The sequence below is a fragment of the Pseudomonas folii genome, from assembly GCF_014357575.1.
Lineage (GTDB): Bacteria > Pseudomonadota > Gammaproteobacteria > Pseudomonadales > Pseudomonadaceae > Aquipseudomonas > Aquipseudomonas folii.
In genome coordinates, this window is record NZ_JACONW010000104.1 from 1 (window position 1) to 20,826 (window position 20,826).

Sequence of the window (20,826 nt, forward strand, 5' to 3'; positions counted from 1 at the left end):
GCTAAAGCCGGTCCCACGTCATCAGTGATGCCACATGAACCAGCGTCGTTCATGTAACTTCAGCTAACCAAATAACCCCGTCCTACACCCCATTCCTGCGGCCTTTTCCCTTTCTTCTGAGTGAAGTTTCCGAGAAAATCCTGACCCCTTGCGCAGGGTGATTTCGGGCACTAGGCTGCGTCCGTCGTTGAGTATCAGCGATCGGGTTTAGCAGCCTGTTTGACTTCAATTCCGGTGCAAGTACCGTCTATGGCGGCTTTGTGCGGGGCATCTTCGGGTGCGCCGGTTTTTGGGATTGGGTCGCCGGTCTGCTAACCCGTATCAAAGTCGCCACCTTTGCTTGTTTAGCAGCGATCATTCGGTGGCCTAGCTAAAGGCCTAATCAGATGATCAAAGTAACGCCAGATCCACCACAACCCACCCTCGAAGAATCGCTGCAGCACGTCAGCGACCTGTTGCGTTGCGCAGCCGCCACCGCCTACGAAACCGGCGACAGCCTTAACGGTCCCAAACGCGATTTAGCGTTTTCGGTGGTCCACCTGATCGGCATGGCCAAGAGCGAGCTCGAACGCTCGCTGGCGCGGGTTGAGTCCAGGTAACGCAGCGAACTCTGTTCGAGATTCGATGTTTTGCCCGCAAGCTGACGTGGGACCGGCTTTAGCCGGGAAGGCGGTCGCTCTGACAGCATATTTTTGGTGACTCTACTGGCCTCTTCCCGGCTAAAGCCGGTCCCACGACATTGCACAAGTACTGAGATCACACTTGTGGGAGCGAATTCATTCGTGAAGGGGTCGTTACATCTGCAGCCTGTGTATCGTCTGGAGGGCCGCCTTCCCGAATAAATTCGGTCTCACAGGTTCGATGTGAGCCAAGGGCTTGGACATCCTGTGGGAACTTTGCATTTCAAGCCTTAATCGATTAGAGCTTCTTATCCAACCCAAACCGCTGACGCAATTTTTTATCCAGCAGCCCTTTGGGCAACAACCAGCTCATCAGTGGCAAGACCCTTGAGCCATTGCCCGAGCGCAGGACTCGTGGCGGTTCGGCTTGTTGCACGGCGCGCAGCACATCGCGGGCGAAATCGGCGGCGGGGGTGGGGTTGTCTTGCGAAGCTTTCGCCCGCGCTCGAATCCCTTCACGCAGAGGCCACCACGGCGATTGCTCGTTGATCAGCAATTCAGCCTCATGACTGGCATTCTTCGCAAAACTGGTATCGATGGCGCCGGGCTGAACCTCCAGCACCTGAATCGAGAAGGGCGCCAACTCCAGACGCAACGCATCGCTCAACGCATGCACTGCTGCTTTTGACGCGCAATACGCCCCGGCGAATGGCGTGACCAAAATACCGGATACGCTGCCGATATTGACGACCAGACCTTTGCGACTGCGCAGTGCCGGGAAAAACGCCCTCGTCACGCCCACCACCGAAAACACATTGGTTTCAAACTGGCGCTGCATCGCCTCGACGCCGCCATCAAGCAGAGGCCCCATGGCGCCATAACCGGCGTTGTTGATCAACACATCCAGCCCATCAAAGCGTGCCGCTAATTGCCCCAGCGCGACGCTTTCGTTGACGTCCAGTTGTACGCCGGTGAAACCGGCAGCATTGAGCGCGGCGACGTCGTCAGGTTTGCGCGCTGTGGCCCAGACCTCATAACCGGCACCTTTGAAAGCATCCGCCAAGGCGCGGCCAATGCCGCTGGAGCAGCCGGTGATGAGGACGTTAGGCATTGAGTTGTTCCTTTGAATTAGTCCGAAAAACTGCCTTGTAAATGCTCAGCCCGAAACTCCAGCGTCTGCGGGCGATAGCCTTGGCGCAGGGGCGGCAACGGCAGACAATCCTGCCATTGGCTACCCGCCTGTAAATCGCCGGGGCCATGATAGCGGGGGCCTGCATAGGCATCGTCGGTAAGGTTGACGGTGTCGCCCGGCGCATAAGCGGCGACGCGCCAGTGCAGTTCGCGTAGCGGGACTTTATTGGTGTTGTCGATCAGTACCAGCAGCGGTTTGCCGACCGGGCATTGGTCCGGAGCGTAATCCATGCGTATACCCAAGTGCTCCAGGCGGCGGGTTTCCCGGCTGTCTTGCCAGATGACAACCATCGCGACAATCCCCAGGCCAGCGGCCGCCGCGAGTGAAACAGGCAAGGCTTTAGCCGGGTACCGCAGCAACAATACCAGCCAGGTCAGGATAAGCAGTGCGCCAAACAGCATGAGTCGCGCCTCGTGAACAGATGAGCACGCATCGTACCGAAAGCGGGGCGGGGTTTGCTAATGGTGGAGCTACAGGAGCTGACGTGCATCGCCTGTAGGAGCGAATTTGTTCGCGAAAGCTTTCCGACAGCCCTCGCAGATGTATTGGATTTACCGGCCTCTTCGCGAATGAATTCGCTCCTACCCAGTTCGATACCCATCAAAATCGCAGGCCAAAAAAAACCTCAACAACCTACTGCGGATGGGGTACGCAAAAGGTTGTTGAGGTGTACTGCTCGTTGCCGATTGCAGTTAAAACAGCGGATTAACGTGCAATGGTTTGCGTCTTGACGCCAGCTTCCAGTTGCGCGGAGCGACCGTAAACGTCTTCGTAACGTTCGATGTCGTCTTCACCCAGGTAGCTGCCCGATTGAACTTCGATGATTTCCAACGGGATCTTGCCTGGGTTTTTCAGGCGGTGAACCGAGGCAATCGGGATGTAGGTCGACTGGTTTTCGGTCAACAGGAACACGTTTTCGTCACAGGTAACCTGTGCAGTGCCCGATACCACGATCCAGTGTTCGGCGCGGTGGTGGTGCATTTGCAGGGACAGGCTGGCACCCGGTTTTACCGAAATGCGTTTGACCTGGAAGCGACCGCCCATGTCTACGGAGTCGTAAGAACCCCACGGACGATAGACTTCAAGGTGGTTCTGGGTTTCGCTGCGGCCTTGCTCATTGAGCGTGTTGACCATCTGCTTGACGCCCTGAACCTTATCCTTGTGAGCAATCATCATGGCGTCTTTGGTTTCGACGACAACGATGTTGTCCAGACCGATCACCGACACCAGTTTGCCGTTGCCGTGGATCATGCAGTTGCGGCTGTCCTGGATAACCACGTCGCCTTTAGTGACGTTGCCGTTGGCGTCTTTCTGTTGCACAGCCCACAGCGAGGACCAGCAGCCCACGTCGTTCCAGCCAGCAGTCAGTGGCACAACGCAAGCGCGCTGGGTTTTTTCCATCACGGCGTAGTCGATGGAGTTGTCCGGGCAGCAGGCGAAGGTGGCTTCGTCGATGTCGATTGTGTCGCCTTCGTGGTTGCTGCGCTCCAGGGTCAGCATGCAGGTGTCGTAGATGTCCGGATCGTGCTTTTTCAGCTCTTCGAGGAAGCGGCTGGCGCGGAACAGGAACATGCCGCTGTTCCAGTAGTAACCACCGGCTTCAACGAACTCGGTAGCGCGCTGTTCGTCAGGCTTTTCGACGAAGTGCGATACGCGGCTCACGCCTTCTGGCAGCAGCGCATCAGCAGTGGATTTGATGTAGCCATAACCGGTTTCCGGCTTGGTGGCCGGTACGCCGAACAGGACCATCTCGCCACGCTCGGCCGCAACAGTGGCCAGAGCCAGTGCGCGTTGCAGAGCTTTCTGATCTTCGATCACGTGGTCAGCAGGCATGACCAGCATCAGCTCGTCGTTGCCTTCGCTCAGCAGGTGCATGGCGGTGATGGCAACGGCTGGCGCAGTGTTACGGCCAAACGGTTCCATGATGATGGTTTGAGTGTCGAGGCCCAGCACGCCGAGCTGCTCGTTGACGATGAAACGGTGATCTTTGTTGCAGACCACGATCGGTGCTTGCATGCCTTCGAACTTCAAACGCTCGAGGGTTTGCTGGAAGAGGGTGTGGTTCCCGGTCAGCGCCAGAAACTGTTTAGGGAATTGTTTACGCGAAAGCGGCCAGAGTCGTGAACCGCTACCGCCTGACAAGATCACTGGAATCATGTTGTTTCTCCAAGAGCATTTCGAAATAGGGCTGTACGTCGGTCTGTCGTTTCTGTCTTGTTTTTGTTCCGTGTCTGTCGGCCCACCAATAAGTGGGCCGACTGACTAATCCTTGATTAGCGCGTTGCTACAGGTGGTTTTACCCACACTGGAGACAGGCCACTGCCGCTACCAGTGATGTAAAGCACGGCAGCTTCGCCACGCTCCAGGGCAACCGGTTTCAGGTCAGTCACTTTCTTGTCGCCGTCGAACAGCGCCAGGCTGACTTTTACTGGGTTGATTTCACGCTCGCCGGTGCCTTTGGCAGCAACGGTTTTTACGACTTCGGTCTTGCCGTCAGCAGTTTTCAAGGTCAGTGCCTTGTCGCTCAGGTTCTGTACGCGAACCAGGGATTTCTGCTTGTTTTTGAACGGTGGTTCTTCAACCAGTTGAGGCTTGCCGCTGGCGTTGTTGACCAGGGTGTAATAGTGGTCGCCTGCCAGTTTCACCGGGACGCTTTGGCTACCCAGTTTGGCGGTGTAGTCACCTTGTGGCATGAAGCTGAATGCAGTGCTGCCCTGTGGTGCGACTTCGTTCATGTTGGTGTTGCCAACCGAAGCGCTGATCTCGGAGCTGCTGGCGTTGTAGACACGCACGAAGGTCGAACCTTTTGGTGCGGTTGGGCCATACAGCGCGGAGTCACCGGCGAATGCTTGCAGGGTGAAGAGGCTGATACCGGCAGCCAGTGCGCAGGTTTTCAGCAGGCTTTTCTTGGCAGTGCGAGTGTTCGAATTCTGTAGGTTCATAAGTGTAGTCCTCTCAGTTTTGGGCCTGGTTTGGCGAGTCGGAAGGTTTGACGTTCTGAACGACGTTTTGTTGCGTTTTGATCGCGTCAGGAGCAGCTTTTTTTAGCTGTGCAATCCACTGCTGATCAAAGTCTTTAAGGTCGTTGTGAACGGGCAGATAACGTTCCGGAAATTCCCAGATCAATACTTGCGGCGGGCTGTTTTTGAACGCGTCGGTTTGCAGGTATTTGAGCATCGGCAGGATCGGGCCATGGCCGTCTTCCGCGTAGTTCACAACATCACTGTGCAGCGCCTCTTTAAGCGCACCGACGAAGTTCCAGTTCGGGTTGGCGCTGTAGCTGGTGCCCACCAGACCAACAGCAACATCGCTGTCGGCGAACAAGGCGTCATCACCTTCGGCTTCTGCTGCTACCGGGTCAGTGCTGCGTTGTTGCAGTTGATCCGGTTGCGGCAATAGATTGCTGAACAGCGGGTCCAGCGGCAGGAAGTTGGTCAGGTCGCCTTTGTACGGCGCTGTTTCCTTGGCCTGAGTGACGAACTTTTCAGGCTCACCGCTCAATGGCGTCTGCTGTGCGATCACTGTGCCCAACTGCTTGGCCACAACTTCTGCACCCATTGGCGTCCAGTGAGTATCGGTGCGCAGGAAAACCTGACCGTGTTGCTTGGCACCTTGCAGCGGTGTCAGCAAATCAGGTGCGAGCAGACCGGCTTGCGCAGCGTGTTCGTGGAACTGCTGATACAGGTCGGTGTGCAACGTGGCAGGTTTGTTGTCGCCAATGTGCTCTGGGTACAAGCGGGTCTTGGCAGGAATAATCGCCAGCACCAGCTTGGTACCTTTGGCGTTCAGTTCGTCACGTACGCCCTGGATGAGTGCCAGGTTTTCCGCTTCGTTCTTGTCGCCATTAGCGATGGCATCGAACTCTTCATCAGTGAACAGCCACTGATCCTTTCCAAGTACGACGCCTGGACGGCCTTCGTTGAACAGCTTGTAATCCAGCGCTGCCCAGAGGTTGGTGCCCAGGCGCTTGATCGGAAACTCTTCGTCGTAATGAGTTTCCGCAGCCTTGGTCCATTTACCGTTAAGCACGGTAGTTTCCGGGGTTGTCGAGAAGCTGGCAAAGCTGCGCAGCGACCAGACACCCAGTACCAGCAGGATGGCCAGGAACAGGCCGATGTAGAGGATACGTAATGAACGGGTCATGGCGGGTCCTCAGAATTGGAAGTAAAGGAACGGCGAGAAGCTTTGCGCCGACAGTTTGAGAATCGAGGCAATGAACAGCAGCAGGATCAGTGCGCGCATTGCGTAACGTGGCCAGTCAGCAACCCAGTAAGCAGGCTGTACCTGAGCTTCAGTACCCACGATGTAGCCTGGCTCGTGAATGCTTCCTGGTTTGTCACCCGGTACGGCTTTGATCATGCCTGGCTGCGCAGTGGCAGGGCCGTCAGCCTGAACACCCAGATCCGGGTTGCTCTTGCTGGCAGCTTTTTCGGCAGGACGGTTGGCGTAGAAGTCACGCAGACCGAAGAACGCCAGTGTTGCGTAAGCCACGACCATGGTCGCCACTTGCAGACCGGTGAGGCTGGCCTGGTTGAGTTCGGACAGTTTCCAGTCACCGAAGCTGAACATCGCGCCGTACATACGGCCGGCAACGTGCAGGTTTTCGGAGCGGAAGATGACCCAGCCGGTAACCACGATCAGGAAGGTCAGGGCCCAGCGCATCACGTTGAATGTACGTGGAGCGGTGTTCAGGCCGATGGCTTTCTCGATTGCCAGCCAGATACCGTGCCATGCACCCCAGATCACGTAAGTGATGTTGGCGCCGTGCCACAAACCACCCAGCAGCATGGTCAGGAACAGGTTGCGGTAGGTCGCGAACTTGGAACCACGGTTTCCGCCCAGTGTGATGTACAGGTAGTCACGCAACCAGGTAGAGAGGCTGATGTGCCAGCGACGCCAGAACTCAGTGATCGACTGGCTGATGTAAGGCTGTTTGAAGTTTTCCATGAAGCGGAAACCCATCATCAGGCCCAGACCAATGGCCATGTCGCTGTAACCGGAGAAGTCGAAATACAGTTGCGCGGTGTAAGCCAGCGCACCCAGCCAGGCATCACCTGTGGTCGGGTTTTGCAGGGCGAAGCAGTGATCGGCAACGACTGCGAGGGTGTCGGCGATGAACACTTTCTTGATGAAACCCTGCATGAAGCGCGTGCAGCCTTCGGAGAACTTGTCCAGGGTGTGGGTGCGATTGTTGAACTGGTCAGCCAGGTCACGGAAACGCAGCACAGGGCCTGCAATCAAGTGCGGGAAGATCGCAACAAATGCAGCAAAGTCGATCAGGTTGCGTGTGGCCGGAGTGTCACCGCGGTACACGTCAATGATGTAGCTGATGGACTCGAAGACATAGAACGAGATACCGATCGGCAGCAACACGTGGGTCAGGATGAACGGTTCCAGACCGACCGACGTCATCATTGCGTTGATGCTGTCGACGCCGAAGTTGGCGTACTTGAAGTAGCCCAGGATACCGAGGTCAACCACCACGCCCAGCAACAGCCAGCGTTGTGCCGGCTTGGTGCGAACGCCTGCCGCACCTATCTGCAGGCCGATCCAGTAGTTCCACACCGTTACGCCGATGAACAGCGCGAGGAAGTCCACACGCCACCAGGCATAGAACACATAACTGGCAATCAGCAGCAGCAGATTGCGATAGCGTTGCCCGCTCAAGTAATACAAGCCGAGGAAGATCGGCAGGAACAGGAACAGGAACACGTTGGATGAGAACACCATCCTGATATCTCCGTTTATCCATCAGTCAAGGGCCCAAGGCCCCCCCAAACCCCCCACACCGATGTGGGGGTTGATGCACTGCTATTACCTCACCTCGTAGGAGCGGATTTATCCGCGAGGGCGGTGTTTCAGGCGCTTGGTATGCGGCTGAGATAACACCCTCTCGCGGCTAAAGCCGCTCCTACGGATGTGCGGTATCAACCGCCTTTGTCACCCTTCTCATGCTCAGGGTCGTAGACCTTGGTCAGGTCACCGCCCAGGCGGAAAGTCTTGAAGGGTTGTTTTTCGTGCTTGTCTTCAAGCACTTCAGGGCTGCAGGTGTAGAGCGAGCAGTACGGTTCGAGCCAGGCAAATTTCGGATCCTTCTTGAGGTCCGTCATGTCCTGTTTTTCACCGTTTTTAGCAGCGAAAGCTGCCGGGTCTTTCACGCCAGACAACACGCGGTCAGCCAGACGCTTCAAAGCACCGTTGTTTTCCGGACGCACATCTACACCGTTGGCCTGCGCAAAGCTGGCGATCATCGCCAGTGGCGGCAAGGCGTAGTTGTGATAGGAAAGGGCACGTTGACGACGCTTCATCTCGTTCGGCAGGTAGCCTTCCGAATCGACCTGATTGGCGGCGACTTTGAATTCTTTGATCGCCCAGTCGAACAGGTCCTGACGGTTGGTGGCGACAGCCGTTGCCATCACCGACCATGCGGCCCAGTAAGAGTGGTTGTTGATTTTTTCCAGCGGCAGGTTGCTCCAGTCACTGACGACCTGATCAGCCAGTTTGCTGAACCATGCCTCAATGATTTGCGCGTCCGCTTGACGGTTGGCCAACGGATGCGAATCGGAGAACTTCAAGCGCAGGTAAGCGGAGGACATGCTGCCCAACGCCCATTTGCGCATCGACTTGCCGGTGTGGTTGAAGTCCTTGGACTCCAGCGCATCGGCCTTGGCCCAGGTGGTCATCATGTTCAGCGCACAATCGAGCTGCTCGGGACGACCATCGCGCATGTACTGCATCACGACTTTGCTGACACCACGCTCAAGAGTGGTGATGTCTTTGGTCGCACTGCGAAACGCTTCTTCGGACGCTTCGTTCAGGGTCGCACGCGCCTTGTCCGAACCTTCGTACTTGCTGCGAAACACCAGCTTGTCGGTGTAAGGCTTTGGAATGGCGTCACAGCTGAAGTTGTGGTCGCCGGTTTTCATTTTTTCGATCGGAGCGTCGTAGCCTTTCGGCGGCACGAGGTTCGCGGCGCTGGCGGCCCCGGCGCCACCGGCCATGATGGCCAGTGACAGCAGGGTAGGTAACATCAGTTTCGGAGTGTGCATAGGTAGCCTCATAACCCGGCTTGCGCGGTTCGCTGCGCAGTGGCTGGGAACACGTTGCGTTTGCATACTTTCGCTTCGACTTTCTGGGGTGCAGTGCCCGCTTCCGGACCCTGGATTTCCAGTGCGAGCAGCTGCTGGTCAGCCCAGTCCTGATCTGTTCGCAGTTCGAAGGAGAAGCGCCCGTCTGTATCGGATGTTTCCGGTTTTTCGATTTTCAGATCTTCGTGACGACCGTTCATGTACCAGAGTCTGGCTTGCAGGACTTTTACCGAAGTGTCGGCAAAACGGATGTCGATCTGATTGCTGCCATTGCGAATGTCCTTGATTCCATTCTTGCCGTTGACCAGCACTTCGTTGTTGCCGGTTTTCAGCGTGGTGCTTGCACTCATCAGCGCAGGTTTGCCTTCGCAGCCGTTATCGAGCAGCGACATCATCTGGCGGTAAATGGTCTCCTGGTCCAGGCGGTACAACGGCGAGAATTCCCAGATCAGGATTTTTGGTGGACGTTTCTGGAAGTCTTCACTGCCCAGGTATTGCAGCATCGAACCTTCCAGACCACCGCCCGGGAAGGCGACGTTGAGGATGTCGGCACCGATGTACTCTTGCAGGAAGCCGGCGAAGTTGTAGTTCTTGCCGCTGTGACTGGTACCGACCAGCGTGATTTCCGGGTTGCCGGAATCACTGAACAGGTCGCCGTCACCGGCCTCGCCTTTAGGCTCGGTGGTGAACTGGTCCATGTACTGGATCGCGTAGGTGTTGCCGCACAGTTGTGCCGCCATGTTGTGCAGGGTACCGGTTTTGCCCATGCGTCCCGAAACGTGGCTTTCGAATTCACGCTTTGGAATGTCGGCGTAGCCCGGGATTTTCTTCACGGTTTCGGCAACGATTTTCGCAGTGCGCTGGGCGCCGTATGGCGTCCAGTGCTGGTCACCACGGAAATAGAAATCATGAGCCTGTTGTTCGTTGGTCAACGGCGACAGATCCGGAACCCAGTAGCCCATCTTGTCGAAGCGACCCAGCATGGCCTTGTAGTTGGTCAGCGCTTTTTCGTAGTCGAACTTGTCGCGTTCGGCAGGGAACAGTTTGTTGCGATCCACCAGGCCACGGGTCGGCTGATAGACCACCACCAGTTCAACGCCTTTGCTCTTGAAAGCATCGTGCAGCTGTTGCATGCGACGATAGCCTTCCGGCGTGGTGTTGAATTCGGTACGCAGGTCTTCCTGGGTACGGAACAGCCAGTCACCTTGCGCCTGCACCAGCGTGGTGAAGTTCTGCTGGTAGCGCGTGGTGTAGTTTTTGGCGTCATGCGCTTGCGGGCACAGCTGGCAGCATGGCTCAGCGGTGAAGTTGGGCGCTTGCAACTCGTCTGCACGTGCGCCGCTGCTGATAGCCATCAGTGCTGCGGTCAGGCCGGACAGGCTGAGTAATTTGATCAAGTGTGCATGCATAAACATTACCTTCTCAGTCCTGAAGTTCTTTCTGGCTTTCGACCGGATCGATCAGCACGGCTTTCTGTTGGCGTACCAGCAGGTCAAGGATTTCATCCTGACGTTCGCCCAGAATGCCGGCGAAGCTGATACCGCTGTTCTTGGTCGGAGCCAGCATCGCCACTCGGTAGAGTTCGATACTCAGTGGCGAATCGATCGACAGTGGGCCCGAGTTGTTACCGGTCAGCTCGCCGCCGACAACAATCAGCGACACCTTGGATTCGAACGGGTCGAGCGCGATGTCGCGGTCGGTGTCGCTCAGATCCTTGATGTGGCCGTAGACGCCCAACAGACCGTTGGCCATGGCGATGTTCTCGTAAAGGCGGATGTTCACGCTGTTACGAACGCGGATGCCGTGACGACGGTTGGCGATTACTTTGTTGCCCCACAGCAGGTTGTCGCCGCTTTCGTACAGGGTGATGCCGTCAGTGTGGTTCTGGTAAACCTCGTTGTAGGCAACGATGTTATTGACGCTGTTACGGTCCAGAACCATGCCGGACAACTTGTTGTTGTGGGTCTTGTTGTTGAAGATGAAGCTGTCGTTCACCTCACGGGAAATAATGATCCCGTGCTTTTTCTTGGTGCCGTAGACGTCGTTTTCGGCAATGATCAGACCGTGGGAACGGTCGTGCGGGTCGATGCCGTAAACGATGTTGTCGCGGTAGGTGCTGCCTTTGACCACGAAGTCTTTGGTTTCATAGCAGTAGAAGCCGTACCACATGTCCGAGAATTCCGAGCCGACGATCCAGCCGGTCGGATCAGGCTTGTTCATCTCTTTGACCATGTTTGGCGTGTACTGGGAAATACTCACACCGTAAGACTTGCTCTGGTCGTAACCCAGGCTCGCCATTTTGGTGTTGATGATGTAGACCTCGGAGCCACCCCAGGACAGCAGGAACGGACGGAATTCATCGGGCTTGCGGAAGGTCGACGGTGTGTTGTCCTTTTCGCGCCAGCCATTCATCTGGGTGTCGCTCATGAACAACTTGCCTTCGACGACCAGGAACGCACCTTTCTCTTGTGACAGGCGCAGCTCCTTGGTTTTCTTGTTGGCTTCGAAGATGCCGGTAGCCTTGACCAGAATCGGCAGGCGAGCCACGTAAGTGCCTGGCGATACTTCGCTCAGGTACTGTTTCGGGACTTTTTTCGCCAGATCCTGAACCGTCACATAGCCGTCTTCGATGATGATTGCCTGTGGGATGCCTTGTTGACGGGCAACCCATTCGGCCATCTTGTTATCGCCACCGATGAACTCTTTCAGACCCACTTCCGACATCATTCTGGCAACCCGAACCTTGCCAGCTTTGGTGCGGACAATTTTCTTGGCAGCGGCTTCGGCGGTGTAGCCGGAGAGGTCTGGCAGCGTAGGTTTTTCCAGATGCAGTGTTTCCACTGGCGGGCTGCTGATGGTGTAGGTTTTTGCTTGCTGCAATTCCTTGACCACTGCCGCGCCGTTCACCGGAGCCGGCACCGGGTTGACCGGCACCGTGGCGGCCATGGCGGAGCTGGCGAGCAACAGCGCGCCGCTCAGCACTGCGCTTTCGAGCAGTGCTTGTGGCCATGCGCGGTTGCGCAGACTGCTTGCTTGACTGTTCATCTCATCGCACTCCTTTCGCGGTTGCATCAGAAGCGCCAGATGACGTCGACAATGGCGCGGTGCATGTAGCTGTCGACTTCGCTGCCATAGGCATCACCCGGTTTGAAGACACCGGCACGCAGACGTACGAGCGCTGAAGGTTCATCCATCGACTGGCTGATTGCCGCAGGCAACAGACCGCCTTTGAAGTATTTGGTCACGACCAGGTCCATTTCCTGACCCAGGTCTTTTTCGCCATCGGTAGTCAGTGGCAGGGAGGAAAGAACGCCTGGACGATCTTCATCCTGGCCAACAGCGTTGATGCCCGAGGTACCGATGCGCGCATTGCCATCGGTGCGGCGGAATTTGTGGTAGATCAAAGAAGCGTCGTATTCATCCTGCATCTGCCAGGAGGCGAACAGCGAGCCGCTTTCCACGTTGGCCATTTCGCCCTGGAAGGCTTCACCGAAGCGGTGGATGCGCGAGCGTGTGCCGGTCCAGTTCGAGCGGTTGGATTCCAGACCGTTCTGTTCGTATTCCTTGCTGGCACGCGAGTAGGCGGCGCCGACTTGCCATTGCGGGTCCAGACGGAAGCGCAGACCCAAGTCAGTGGCCCAGCCATTGACGTTGTTGTTGGTCTTGTCACCTGCCAGGTACGTGCCGTCTGGCTGTGCAGTGGTAGCGATCTGGCTGCGATCACCGGACAGCCAGGTCAGGCTGCCCCAGTAGTTGATCGGGTTGATGTTGCGATAATTGTAGGCATCGCTGTTGGCCTGCAGGCCGAGCCAGGTCAAGTCGCCATTGGAGGTCTTGTCCAGGTCGTCGACTTGTTCGCCCGGCTTCTTCAGGTTGCCATCGTCCTGACTGTGGTGCGCGCGCACACCGGCCCATTGACCTGGCATCCACTGGTAGCTGACGTCGCCGAAGATGTGTTTACGGTCTTCGTCTTGCGCGGACAATTCAGTCAGGTCAGTGCGGTATTCGCTGAAGCGTTGAGCCACGCCCACATCGGCTTTGAGAAGGGTGGTGTCAAAGACCCAGTTCACGGCTTCGATGTTGGTGTCGTGCCATTGGCCGTCGTCGTTGCGCAGACGCTGACGACCGACCTTGAGTATCTCGCCGGGGTAGGCGGTGAAGCCGCTGTAACCAATCCAGAATTCGCGCAAGGCCAGATAGCTCTTGTCGACTTCGCGCTCGCTGGCATTGCCGCGAGCCTGAGTAGTTTGCTGGCTCTCAGCGTCGGTTTGCTCAAGAGGGTCAGTCTGAATGGTATCAGTGGCAGTGACCACTTGACCCATCGCATAACCGCTCCAGTCGCCGCGTTCGCCATACACCCAAGGACGCAGGTCCAGACCGATACCGTTTACATCGCCACCGGAGCGTGTGCCCAGGTCGCGATCGTCTTCGGCCTGGCCGCTGATTTTTACTTCCAGACCAAAGTTTTTCTCTTCAGTCAGCGCCGCCAGTGTCGGCGTGGCCCAGAGCAGGGTAAAGCCAAGACCCAGGCCAGCGGCCATCAGGGGATTCAACTTCATAGTGGTGCGTCCTCGCCGTCTTCTTCTTTCAGGGCTTGAATGGCCAGCGCGTTTTGGCTGGTGATGCCCCGGACGTTTTTCTCTTGCTGCAACAGCCGTTGGGCGGTGGCGAGTTTTTCAGGGGGCAGGGCGGTACTGATTTCCTGCGCGAGATCAGTGGCAGCCGGCGTCGGCGTTGGAGCCTGAAGCGCCAGTTGGCTGAAGACCCAGGCATTGACCGGGTTAGGCATGGTGCCTCTGCCCTGGGAGAACAATTGGGCAATGGCAAAGTCCGCGCTGTTCTGGCCGCCACGTGCAGCGATCAGCAGTTCGTCCAGTGCTTTTTGCGATTCAACCTTGCCGAGGTAGCCACGGCGGTAAATCTGGCCCAGGTAGTAATGCGCGGAGAGCTCACCACCGGCGGCGGCTTTTTTCATGTGCTCTTCGGCTTTGAGTGAATCAGCCGGTACCCATTTACCTTCGTAGTACAGGCGACCCAGCAACAGTTCGGCGCGGGGTTGGTCCGCAGCACGACCGTTGTCCAGATATTCCATCATCTTGTTGACGTCGCCCAGTTCGGGGAAGTCGTAAAGCAGTTTGGCCAGTGTTACCCAGGAAGCGGGGTAACCCGGTGCAACCTGTTCAAGTAATTGCTGAGCAGTTTTTTCATCGGGAGTACCGATGGATGCGTCACCCAACACACGGGCTACGCTGTCAACACGCTGGGCGCCGACGCCGCCCACGGCGTAAGCACTTTTCAGTTGCTCGACTACGGCGGTGCGTTGTTCGTTCTGACCACGTTTCTGATAGACCGTGACCAGCTCGACGTAGCAGATGTCGACTTTGCTCAGTGCGCTTTTGCAGATGTTTTCCACATCATCCAGGTGCTGGTCGTAAGTGCCTTGGGTGCGGTACAGCAGCACTTGGGCCAGACCGGCTTCCGGATAACCCTGTGCACGCCACTCGCTGATTTTCTGCTGGGCATTCACGTTCGGAAAGCTGTGCGGGAACTGCAGGTAGAGCATGGCCAACGGCGTCAGCGAACTGGTGTCGCCACTGGCGAACGCCTTTTTCAACAGGCTTTCCGCTTCGTGGTGTTCAGCTTCGGTCGCACCCGGTTTGGTCGCCAGCAGGCGACCCAGACGGGCCTGAGCGCGCGGCGAGGTTTCAGCCGCAGCGCGATAAGTGGCTTCAGCTTCCTTGATGCGCTGCGGATCACCGCTTTGCACTGCGATGTCAGCCAGGCCTACCTGTGCATCGCTGTAGCCCAGGTCCGCCAGTTGCCGATAGTTTTGTTCTGCCAGAGCGGTATCGCCGTTCTTCAAGGCTTCATTGGCCAGGCGTTCATCGGGCAGACCGGCGCAACCGGTCAACGCGATGGCAACAGCCAGGCTCAATAGGGTAGGGCTCGACAATCGTTGTAATGGGCTACGCATGTTAGAGACCCGCGGCCATGGCTTTGTCGATCAGCCAGTTCATCGATGGACCACGATCGCTGGTGACTTCAACCGGACGGCCAGCCAGGGAAGTGTCCAGCACTTCGTCAGGCTTGATCTGTACGCGGATATCGGTAGCCAGATCGGTTTCGCTCAGGTTGGTGCTGCTGACGATTTTGCCGCTGCGCACGTTGTCTTCACCGGCCACCTGGAAGTTCACGCGGGTGCCTGGCTTGACGTCGTTGAACTGGCGATAGGTGAAGCGGGCTTCAACATTGGCTGCGGTGTTACGCGGTACCAGTTGGAAGATCACCTGGCCTTTGGCAGCGAACTGACCATCGGAAACCAGTTGTTTGGCGATCACGCAGTCGCATGGGCTGGTGAGGGTGCCGGCCATTTGCTTGCCGTACAGTTCTTCGATTTTTGCGGGTTGCAGGTCGTCACCGTTCAGGCTGCCCTTGAGCATTTCCAGCATGCTGGTGTTGAACGAGGCCATTGGTGCGCCTTTGGCGACCGGAGTGTTGACCGCCACCAGGCTCTGCACGGTGCCTTCGCGAGGCATCGTCACGTCCATGGCTGGCAAGGTCACCAGGCCGGCCGAGGAGTGGCTGACGAAGTACAGGCCGTAAACGGTTTTGAAGATAAAGCCGAATGCTGCCAGACCAACGATGAAGATGCCGAGGGTGAAGGTCACTGCGCGCAGGCGACCCAGAGCGCTCATGCCGTCGCCGCTGCCTTTCACCTTGCGTGCTTTGGTGAAGTTGTCACGCTGCAGGGTAGCGAGCACTTCACCCATGCTGACGATGTCGCCGCTCAGGTGCGACGTGATCAGGTGACGCAGGGTGGCGATGTCTTGTGCTTCCAGATTCTGGAACTGGCAACCTACGCGGCCGGTGGAAGGATCAATGGAGCGCACCTGCATCTCAACGTCCATGGCCAGGCCAAGGTTGTCGATCAGGAACTGCAGACGCCCTTTGATAACTTCTCCTGCCGTTGGGCGCTGCTGTGCAGGCGCGACGAAGCTCAGGCCGCCAGCGGACAAGTCTTCAACTTGTACCAGAGGCGCGTTCGGGGCTTCGAGCAAGCGCAGCTTGGCCGGGATTTTGACCCGGGCGTGTTGGCGCTGGGCTTCGGATTCATGTACGACGTTTGCATTCACGGCTGTGTTCATGGCTAATTTTTCCTACTTAAGCGATTAATCCGTTGGCCCGGTTTAAACCATCGTCAACAGCACTGCGACGAAGATGGTGCCAGCCGAGAAAGTCATGGTCCGGGAAGACCAGGTGTTGAACCAACCCTGGAAGCTGGCCATGTCGCGGCTGAGTTTTGTGTCTTGGCGCGTCCAGGACTGGCGGTCCAGGCGGAAGAAGACGTAGATCTTCATCAGTGCGCCGACGATCTGGTTGTAATAAAGAATCACGGGGTAGGCCGGCCCGATGTTGTGCCCTGACAAGGACAGCAGCAGGGTCAGGATCAAGCGAGTGATACCGATCCACAGCAGATACATCAGGATGAACACACCGCCGTATTTGAAGCTGGCGATGATCGCAACGGTGAGGCCGAGAATGGAGGTCCACATCGACACACGCTGGTCGAACAGCACGATGCTGGTGAAGATCCCCAGACGGCGAACGCCCAGACCCAGTGCACGTGAGTTCTGACGCAGGTTGTTGCCGTACCAGCGATACATCAGTTTGCGGCTGGCCTTCAAGAAGCTCTTTTCCGGCGGGTGCTCAACGGTGTTGATCGTGGCGTCCGGCACGTAAAACGTGTCGTAGCCAAGACGCATCAGGCTGAACCAGCTGGACTTGTCATCACCGGTCAGGAACTTGAACGTACCCAGACGCCAGTGATGCAGCGAATCGCTTTCAACGTCGGCGATGAACTCAGGGTCAGTCACGACGGTGGCGCGGAACACTGACATACGACCGGTCATGGTCAGTACGCGCTTGGACAGGGCCATGGAGCACATGTTGATGTGACGCTGCGCGAAACGCAGTTTGTGCCACTCACTCATGATGTAGCCGCCGCGCACTTCGCAGAACTCGTTGGTGGTCAGGCCGCCGACGTTGCCGAACAGCTGGAACCACGGAACGGTTTTGCGGACCACGCCTTCAGACAGCACGGTGTCGCCATCGATCACGGCGACCACAGCACGGTCGTCCGGCATGTGCCGGGAAATTGCGCGGAAGCCGAAAGCCAGACCGTCGCGTTTACCGGTACCGGCAATACGTACGAAGTCCAGTTTGACGTGAGCAGGCGGGTTGGCCTTTTCCCACATCGCCTTGACCAGCAACTCGTCTGACATTTCTACCAGGGAGCAGACCACGGTGGTCGGGAAGCCGCATTCAATGGCTTCGCGAATAACCGAGCTGTACACCTGGGCGGTGGTCAGTGCATCAATACGAAAGCTGGTGACCATCAGGAACACGTGAGACGGGTCCGCCGACTTGCCCAGCTTGCGCACTTTGCGACGCAAGTGCGGGTAAACGATGTAGAGAAAGATCATGCCGCGCACAAAGTGCGTAGCGCCCATCGAATAGCGCCAGATGCCCACGGCGCCAATCAGGAAAATAAAGTTCTTCGACTGTGAGTCGAAGATACTGGTAGGCAACGCGGTTGCGAGTGCCCCTAATAAACTCAGGTAGAACAACCAACCTGCGGCCTGTAGTAGACCATGCTTAAGCCTGTGCATATCTGGTATCCCTAGGTCAGTTGCAAGCTTCAAGCTGCAAGCCCCAAGTGGGGGTTGCAGCCTGAACTTTTGGCTTGCCGCTTTAAGCTTGTAGCTTGCCGCTGGTTTACCAGCAGATACCTTCAGCGCTAGCGTTTTCTGCAGTGGTGGTGGTCATGAAGCCGACCAGATCCACGATCTGCTTGCCCGCTGGAGCCTTGTCGGCCAGGGCGCGGAAGCGCTCATCACGGTTGCCCAGGATGATCACGTCGGCGTGTTCGATCACAGCGTCGAAGTCCGAGTTCAGCAGGGACGAAACGTGCGGGATCTTGGACTCGATGTACTCTTTGTTGGCACCGTGAACACGAGCGTATTCAACGTTGCTGTCGTAGATGCTCAGATCGAAGCCTTTACCGATCAGCATTTCAGCCAGCTCTACCAGCGGGCTTTCACGCAGGTCGTCAGTACCGGCCTTGAAGCTCAGACCCATCAGCGCGACTTTGCGAGTGTCGTGGGCAGCCACGATGTCGAAAGCGTTCTGAACCTGGGAAACGTTGCTGCGCATCAGCGAGTTGAGCAGAGGCGCCTCAACATCCAGGCTGCCAGCACGGTAGGTCAGGGCGCGGACGTCTTTTGGCAGGCAAGAGCCGCCGAAAGCGAAGCCTGGACGCATGTAGTACTGAGACAGGTTCAGTTGCTTGTCCTGGCAGACGACTTCCATGACTTCACGACCATCGACGCCGCACGCTTTGGCAATGTTGCCGATTTCGTTGGCGAAGGTGACCTTGGTGGCGTGCCACACGTTGCAGGTGTACTTGATCATTTCGGCAACAGCGATGTCCTTGCGGATGATCGGTGCGTCGAGTTCTTCGTACAGAGCCTGCAGCACGTCGCCGGACGCTTTATCGAACTCGCCGATAACGGTCATTGGCGGGTGATCGTAGTCTTTGATCGCGGTGCTTTCGCGCAGGAACTCAGGGTTCACTGCAACGCCGAAGTCGACACCGGCTTTTTTGCCGGAGCAGTCTTCGAGGATTGGGATCACAACGTTGGCAACAGTGCCCGGCAGAACGGTGCTGCGTACAACGATGGTGTGACGGGTATCTTTTTCACGCAGTACGAAGCCGATTTCGCGGCAAACGGATTCGATGAAATCGAGTTCCAGGTCGCCGTTCTTCTTGCTTGGAGTACCAACGCAGATCATCGACACGTCAGTGGCGCGAATGGCCTCGGAAAAGTCCGTGGTGCCGCGCAGTTTGCCAGTGCGGATACCTTTGTCCAGAAGCTCGCCCAGACCAGGCTCTACGATTGGCGATTTGCCGTTATTGATAAGGTCGATCTTGGCGCTGGAGATATCAACACCAACAACATCATGACCCCGCGCAGAAAGGCAACCGGCACATACTGCACCGACGTAACCCAAACCAAAGATGCTGATACGCATCGTACTCTCCTCGATTTACACGCCATTAAGTTGGCTGGATATTGAATTTTGGCCAGCAGGTATCGCGCACTCGGAAGTGTGACTTAAAGAAGTCGCACAACAAGTACAGGCATATTTAAAAAAGACGAGTGCCAGAAGTAACTAAGGCAATCTCAAATACTGCTGAGTCTTGAACGGCAAGTAACCTGGCTGTGACAGCAACAGGGCCTCGCTCTGGGATGTGGTAAACCACTCCTTTAGGTGCTAACGCTGTCTCGATGCTGACAGGCCCGGACCAGAGCCTTAGGCTGCCATGCCTCAATGTCGCGCTCTGCACTTGAACAGTGCTTTGCCATACGACTAAAACTTTGTAAGTGTGAGCCAATCTCCCGACTGCCTACCGCCGCTGATCCTGGGATCAGTGTGATGAACGGCAACTTCCACATTTTCTACACCCCTTGTAAGTGATCTCTCACAAGGAAGGCGAGAATTGTTACGGGATGTAGGAGCGTTTGATTTCGGGATAAGTTCCGGGCCACTCGTCCTCTTTTTGAGAATTTTTCTTTTTGAGAGCTCGGATGGAGTGATTTCACAGTGATGTCATCTGCGCTGCAGGCCTTGCTCCATAAGCCTTCTCGCCGGTTCAGTGTGAGGATGCTACTACTGGGAAAAAGCCAAATGCTACTACACAAAAAAATTGTTAATTTTTTGAGAAAAACACTAACTAAAAAAAAGTGACTTTTAGTTGGCGACAGTAATTTGTCAAAGTGCAATTTGCACGGGGGTTATTAGAGGATAAATAGCGTAGTGGCGGGGATAAACTTGCCTTAAACGGGTTAATACGAATGTTGTGGAATGGCTTTGACCGGAAAAGCAGGCTTTCGGGCAGCGGAAATGCCGCGAAAGCGCCAACGTCTTGCCCGGTCAAAGTGGGTCCTCCAGCGGAGGGAAGCGCTACGATTCGGGCGTGTCGCGCAGGAATACCAGTCGGGTCGCCGTTGACTGCTCTTTACTGAAGCGGTAACCCCCGACGTCGAACTCTTTAAGTGCATCCGGCGTGTTGATTTTTTCCGATATCACGAAGCGGCTCATCATGCCCCGCGCCTTCTTGGCGTAGAAGCTGATGATCTTGTATTGACCGTTTTTCAGGTCTTTGAAATCGGTGTCGATGATGCGTGCGTTTAGTGCTGGACGTTTAACGGCAGAAAAGTACTCGTTGGACGCCAGGTTCAACAGCAGATCATCGCCTTGTTCTGCCAGCGCCTCGTTCAGCCACTCGCTGATCCGATTGCCCCAGAACGCGTATAGATCCTTACCACGGCCATTGGCGAGCTTAGTGCCCATCTCCAGCCTGTAAGGCTGCATCAGGTCCAGTGGGCGCAGCAGACCATAAAGGCCGGACAGCATGCGCAAGTGATCCTGGGCGTAGCTGAGTTCGGCTTCACTCAGCGTTTCGGCTTGCAAGCCGGTGTACACGTCGCCTTTGAACGCCAGCAGGGCCTGTTTGGCGTTGTCAGGCGTGAACGCTGGCGTCCAGCTGCCGAAGCGTGCGGCATTGAGTCCTGAGAGCTTGTCAGAGAGGTGCATCAATTCGCCGATCTGCGCGGGCGTCAACTCGCGCAGGATCTCGATCAGTTCCTGGGAGTGATCCAGATACTGCGGCTGGGTAAAGCGTTCGGTCGTCGGCGGGGTTTCGAAATCGAGGGTTTTTGCCGGGGAAATCACCATCAGCATAGGGTCGTCTCCTTTAATCGTCGGGCGATTCTAGGGGCTGTTGCTGGCTGACTCCAGCTATGGTGGCGATAGGGTGAGCAAAGAGGTTCACATGGACGATGTCATGTAACGACGTGGGACC

The 20,826-nt window shown here is 56.6% G+C and carries 16 protein-coding genes; 1 reads left to right on the top strand and 15 read right to left on the bottom strand.

What is annotated here, in order from left to right; translation table 11 throughout:
- Nucleotides 1-386: 386 nt before the first annotated feature.
- A complete protein-coding gene (locus H8S59_RS19075; RefSeq protein WP_095102219.1) occupies nt 387-599 on the top strand; it encodes a DUF6124 family protein in 213 nt (70 codons plus the stop codon).
- 319 nt (nt 600-918) lie between these two features.
- Here the strand turns inward: H8S59_RS19075 and H8S59_RS19080 are convergent, their stop codons facing one another.
- From H8S59_RS19080 to yaaA, 15 genes are all read right to left on the bottom strand, one after another.
- Entirely contained in the window at nt 919-1,731 is an 813-nt protein-coding gene (locus tag H8S59_RS19080; protein ID WP_187522442.1) for an SDR family oxidoreductase, read from the bottom strand.
- A 17-nt stretch (nt 1,732-1,748) separates the two neighbouring features.
- On the bottom strand, nt 1,749-2,213 hold the full coding sequence (locus tag H8S59_RS19085) for a multidrug transporter (RefSeq protein WP_095102223.1): 465 nt from the start codon (nt 2,211-2,213) through the stop codon (nt 1,749-1,751).
- 304 nt (nt 2,214-2,517) lie between these two features.
- Complete coding sequence (locus H8S59_RS19090) at nt 2,518-3,969, bottom strand: mannose-1-phosphate guanylyltransferase/mannose-6-phosphate isomerase (RefSeq protein WP_095102225.1); 1,452 nt, start codon at nt 3,967-3,969, stop codon at nt 2,518-2,520.
- Between the two features lie 116 nt (nt 3,970-4,085).
- Nucleotides 4,086-4,754, bottom strand: coding sequence for an alginate O-acetyltransferase AlgF (locus H8S59_RS19095; RefSeq protein ID WP_187522443.1), 669 nt, complete (start codon nt 4,752-4,754; stop codon nt 4,086-4,088).
- Nucleotides 4,755-4,767: 13 nt separating this feature from the next.
- Nucleotides 4,768-5,955, bottom strand: a complete 1,188-nt coding sequence (locus H8S59_RS19100) for an alginate O-acetyltransferase (protein WP_095102227.1) — start codon at nt 5,953-5,955, stop codon at nt 4,768-4,770.
- Nucleotides 5,956-5,964: 9 nt separating this feature from the next.
- A complete protein-coding gene (locus H8S59_RS19105; protein ID WP_095102229.1) occupies nt 5,965-7,542 on the bottom strand; it encodes an MBOAT family O-acyltransferase in 1,578 nt (525 codons plus the stop codon).
- A gap of 197 nt (nt 7,543-7,739) precedes the next feature.
- Nucleotides 7,740-8,861, bottom strand: a complete 1,122-nt coding sequence (locus tag H8S59_RS19110; protein WP_187522444.1) for a mannuronate-specific alginate lyase — start codon at nt 8,859-8,861, stop codon at nt 7,740-7,742.
- Between the two features lie 8 nt (nt 8,862-8,869).
- Nucleotides 8,870-10,309 carry an alginate O-acetyltransferase AlgX-related protein gene (locus H8S59_RS19115; protein ID WP_095102257.1) on the bottom strand — a complete coding sequence of 480 codons (1,440 nt, stop codon included), beginning with the start codon at nt 10,307-10,309 and terminating at the stop codon, nt 8,870-8,872.
- A gap of 13 nt (nt 10,310-10,322) precedes the next feature.
- Nucleotides 10,323-11,945 (bottom strand): mannuronan 5-epimerase AlgG, encoded by a 1,623-nt coding sequence (algG, locus tag H8S59_RS19120; protein ID WP_187522445.1) that lies wholly within the window; start codon nt 11,943-11,945, stop codon nt 10,323-10,325.
- Nucleotides 11,946-11,971: 26 nt separating this feature from the next.
- Nucleotides 11,972-13,459, bottom strand: coding sequence for an alginate export family protein (locus H8S59_RS19125; protein ID WP_095102235.1), 1,488 nt, complete (start codon nt 13,457-13,459; stop codon nt 11,972-11,974).
- A complete protein-coding gene (algK, locus tag H8S59_RS19130) occupies nt 13,456-14,874 on the bottom strand; it encodes an alginate biosynthesis TPR repeat lipoprotein AlgK (protein WP_095102237.1) in 1,419 nt (472 codons plus the stop codon). Before algK ends, H8S59_RS19125 begins: the two co-directional genes overlap by 4 nt.
- Before the next feature lies 1 nt (nt 14,875).
- Entirely contained in the window at nt 14,876-16,045 is a 1,170-nt protein-coding gene (locus H8S59_RS19135; protein ID WP_095102239.1) for an alginate biosynthesis protein Alg44, read from the bottom strand.
- Between the two features lie 42 nt (nt 16,046-16,087).
- Nucleotides 16,088-17,569, bottom strand: coding sequence for a mannuronan synthase (gene alg8, locus H8S59_RS19140; protein WP_095102241.1), 1,482 nt, complete (start codon nt 17,567-17,569; stop codon nt 16,088-16,090).
- A 106-nt stretch (nt 17,570-17,675) separates the two neighbouring features.
- A complete protein-coding gene (locus H8S59_RS19145; protein WP_027898936.1) occupies nt 17,676-18,992 on the bottom strand; it encodes a nucleotide sugar dehydrogenase in 1,317 nt (438 codons plus the stop codon).
- A gap of 933 nt (nt 18,993-19,925) precedes the next feature.
- Entirely contained in the window at nt 19,926-20,705 is a 780-nt protein-coding gene (gene yaaA, locus H8S59_RS19150; protein ID WP_187522446.1) for a peroxide stress protein YaaA, read from the bottom strand.
- Nucleotides 20,706-20,826 lie beyond the last annotated feature (121 nt).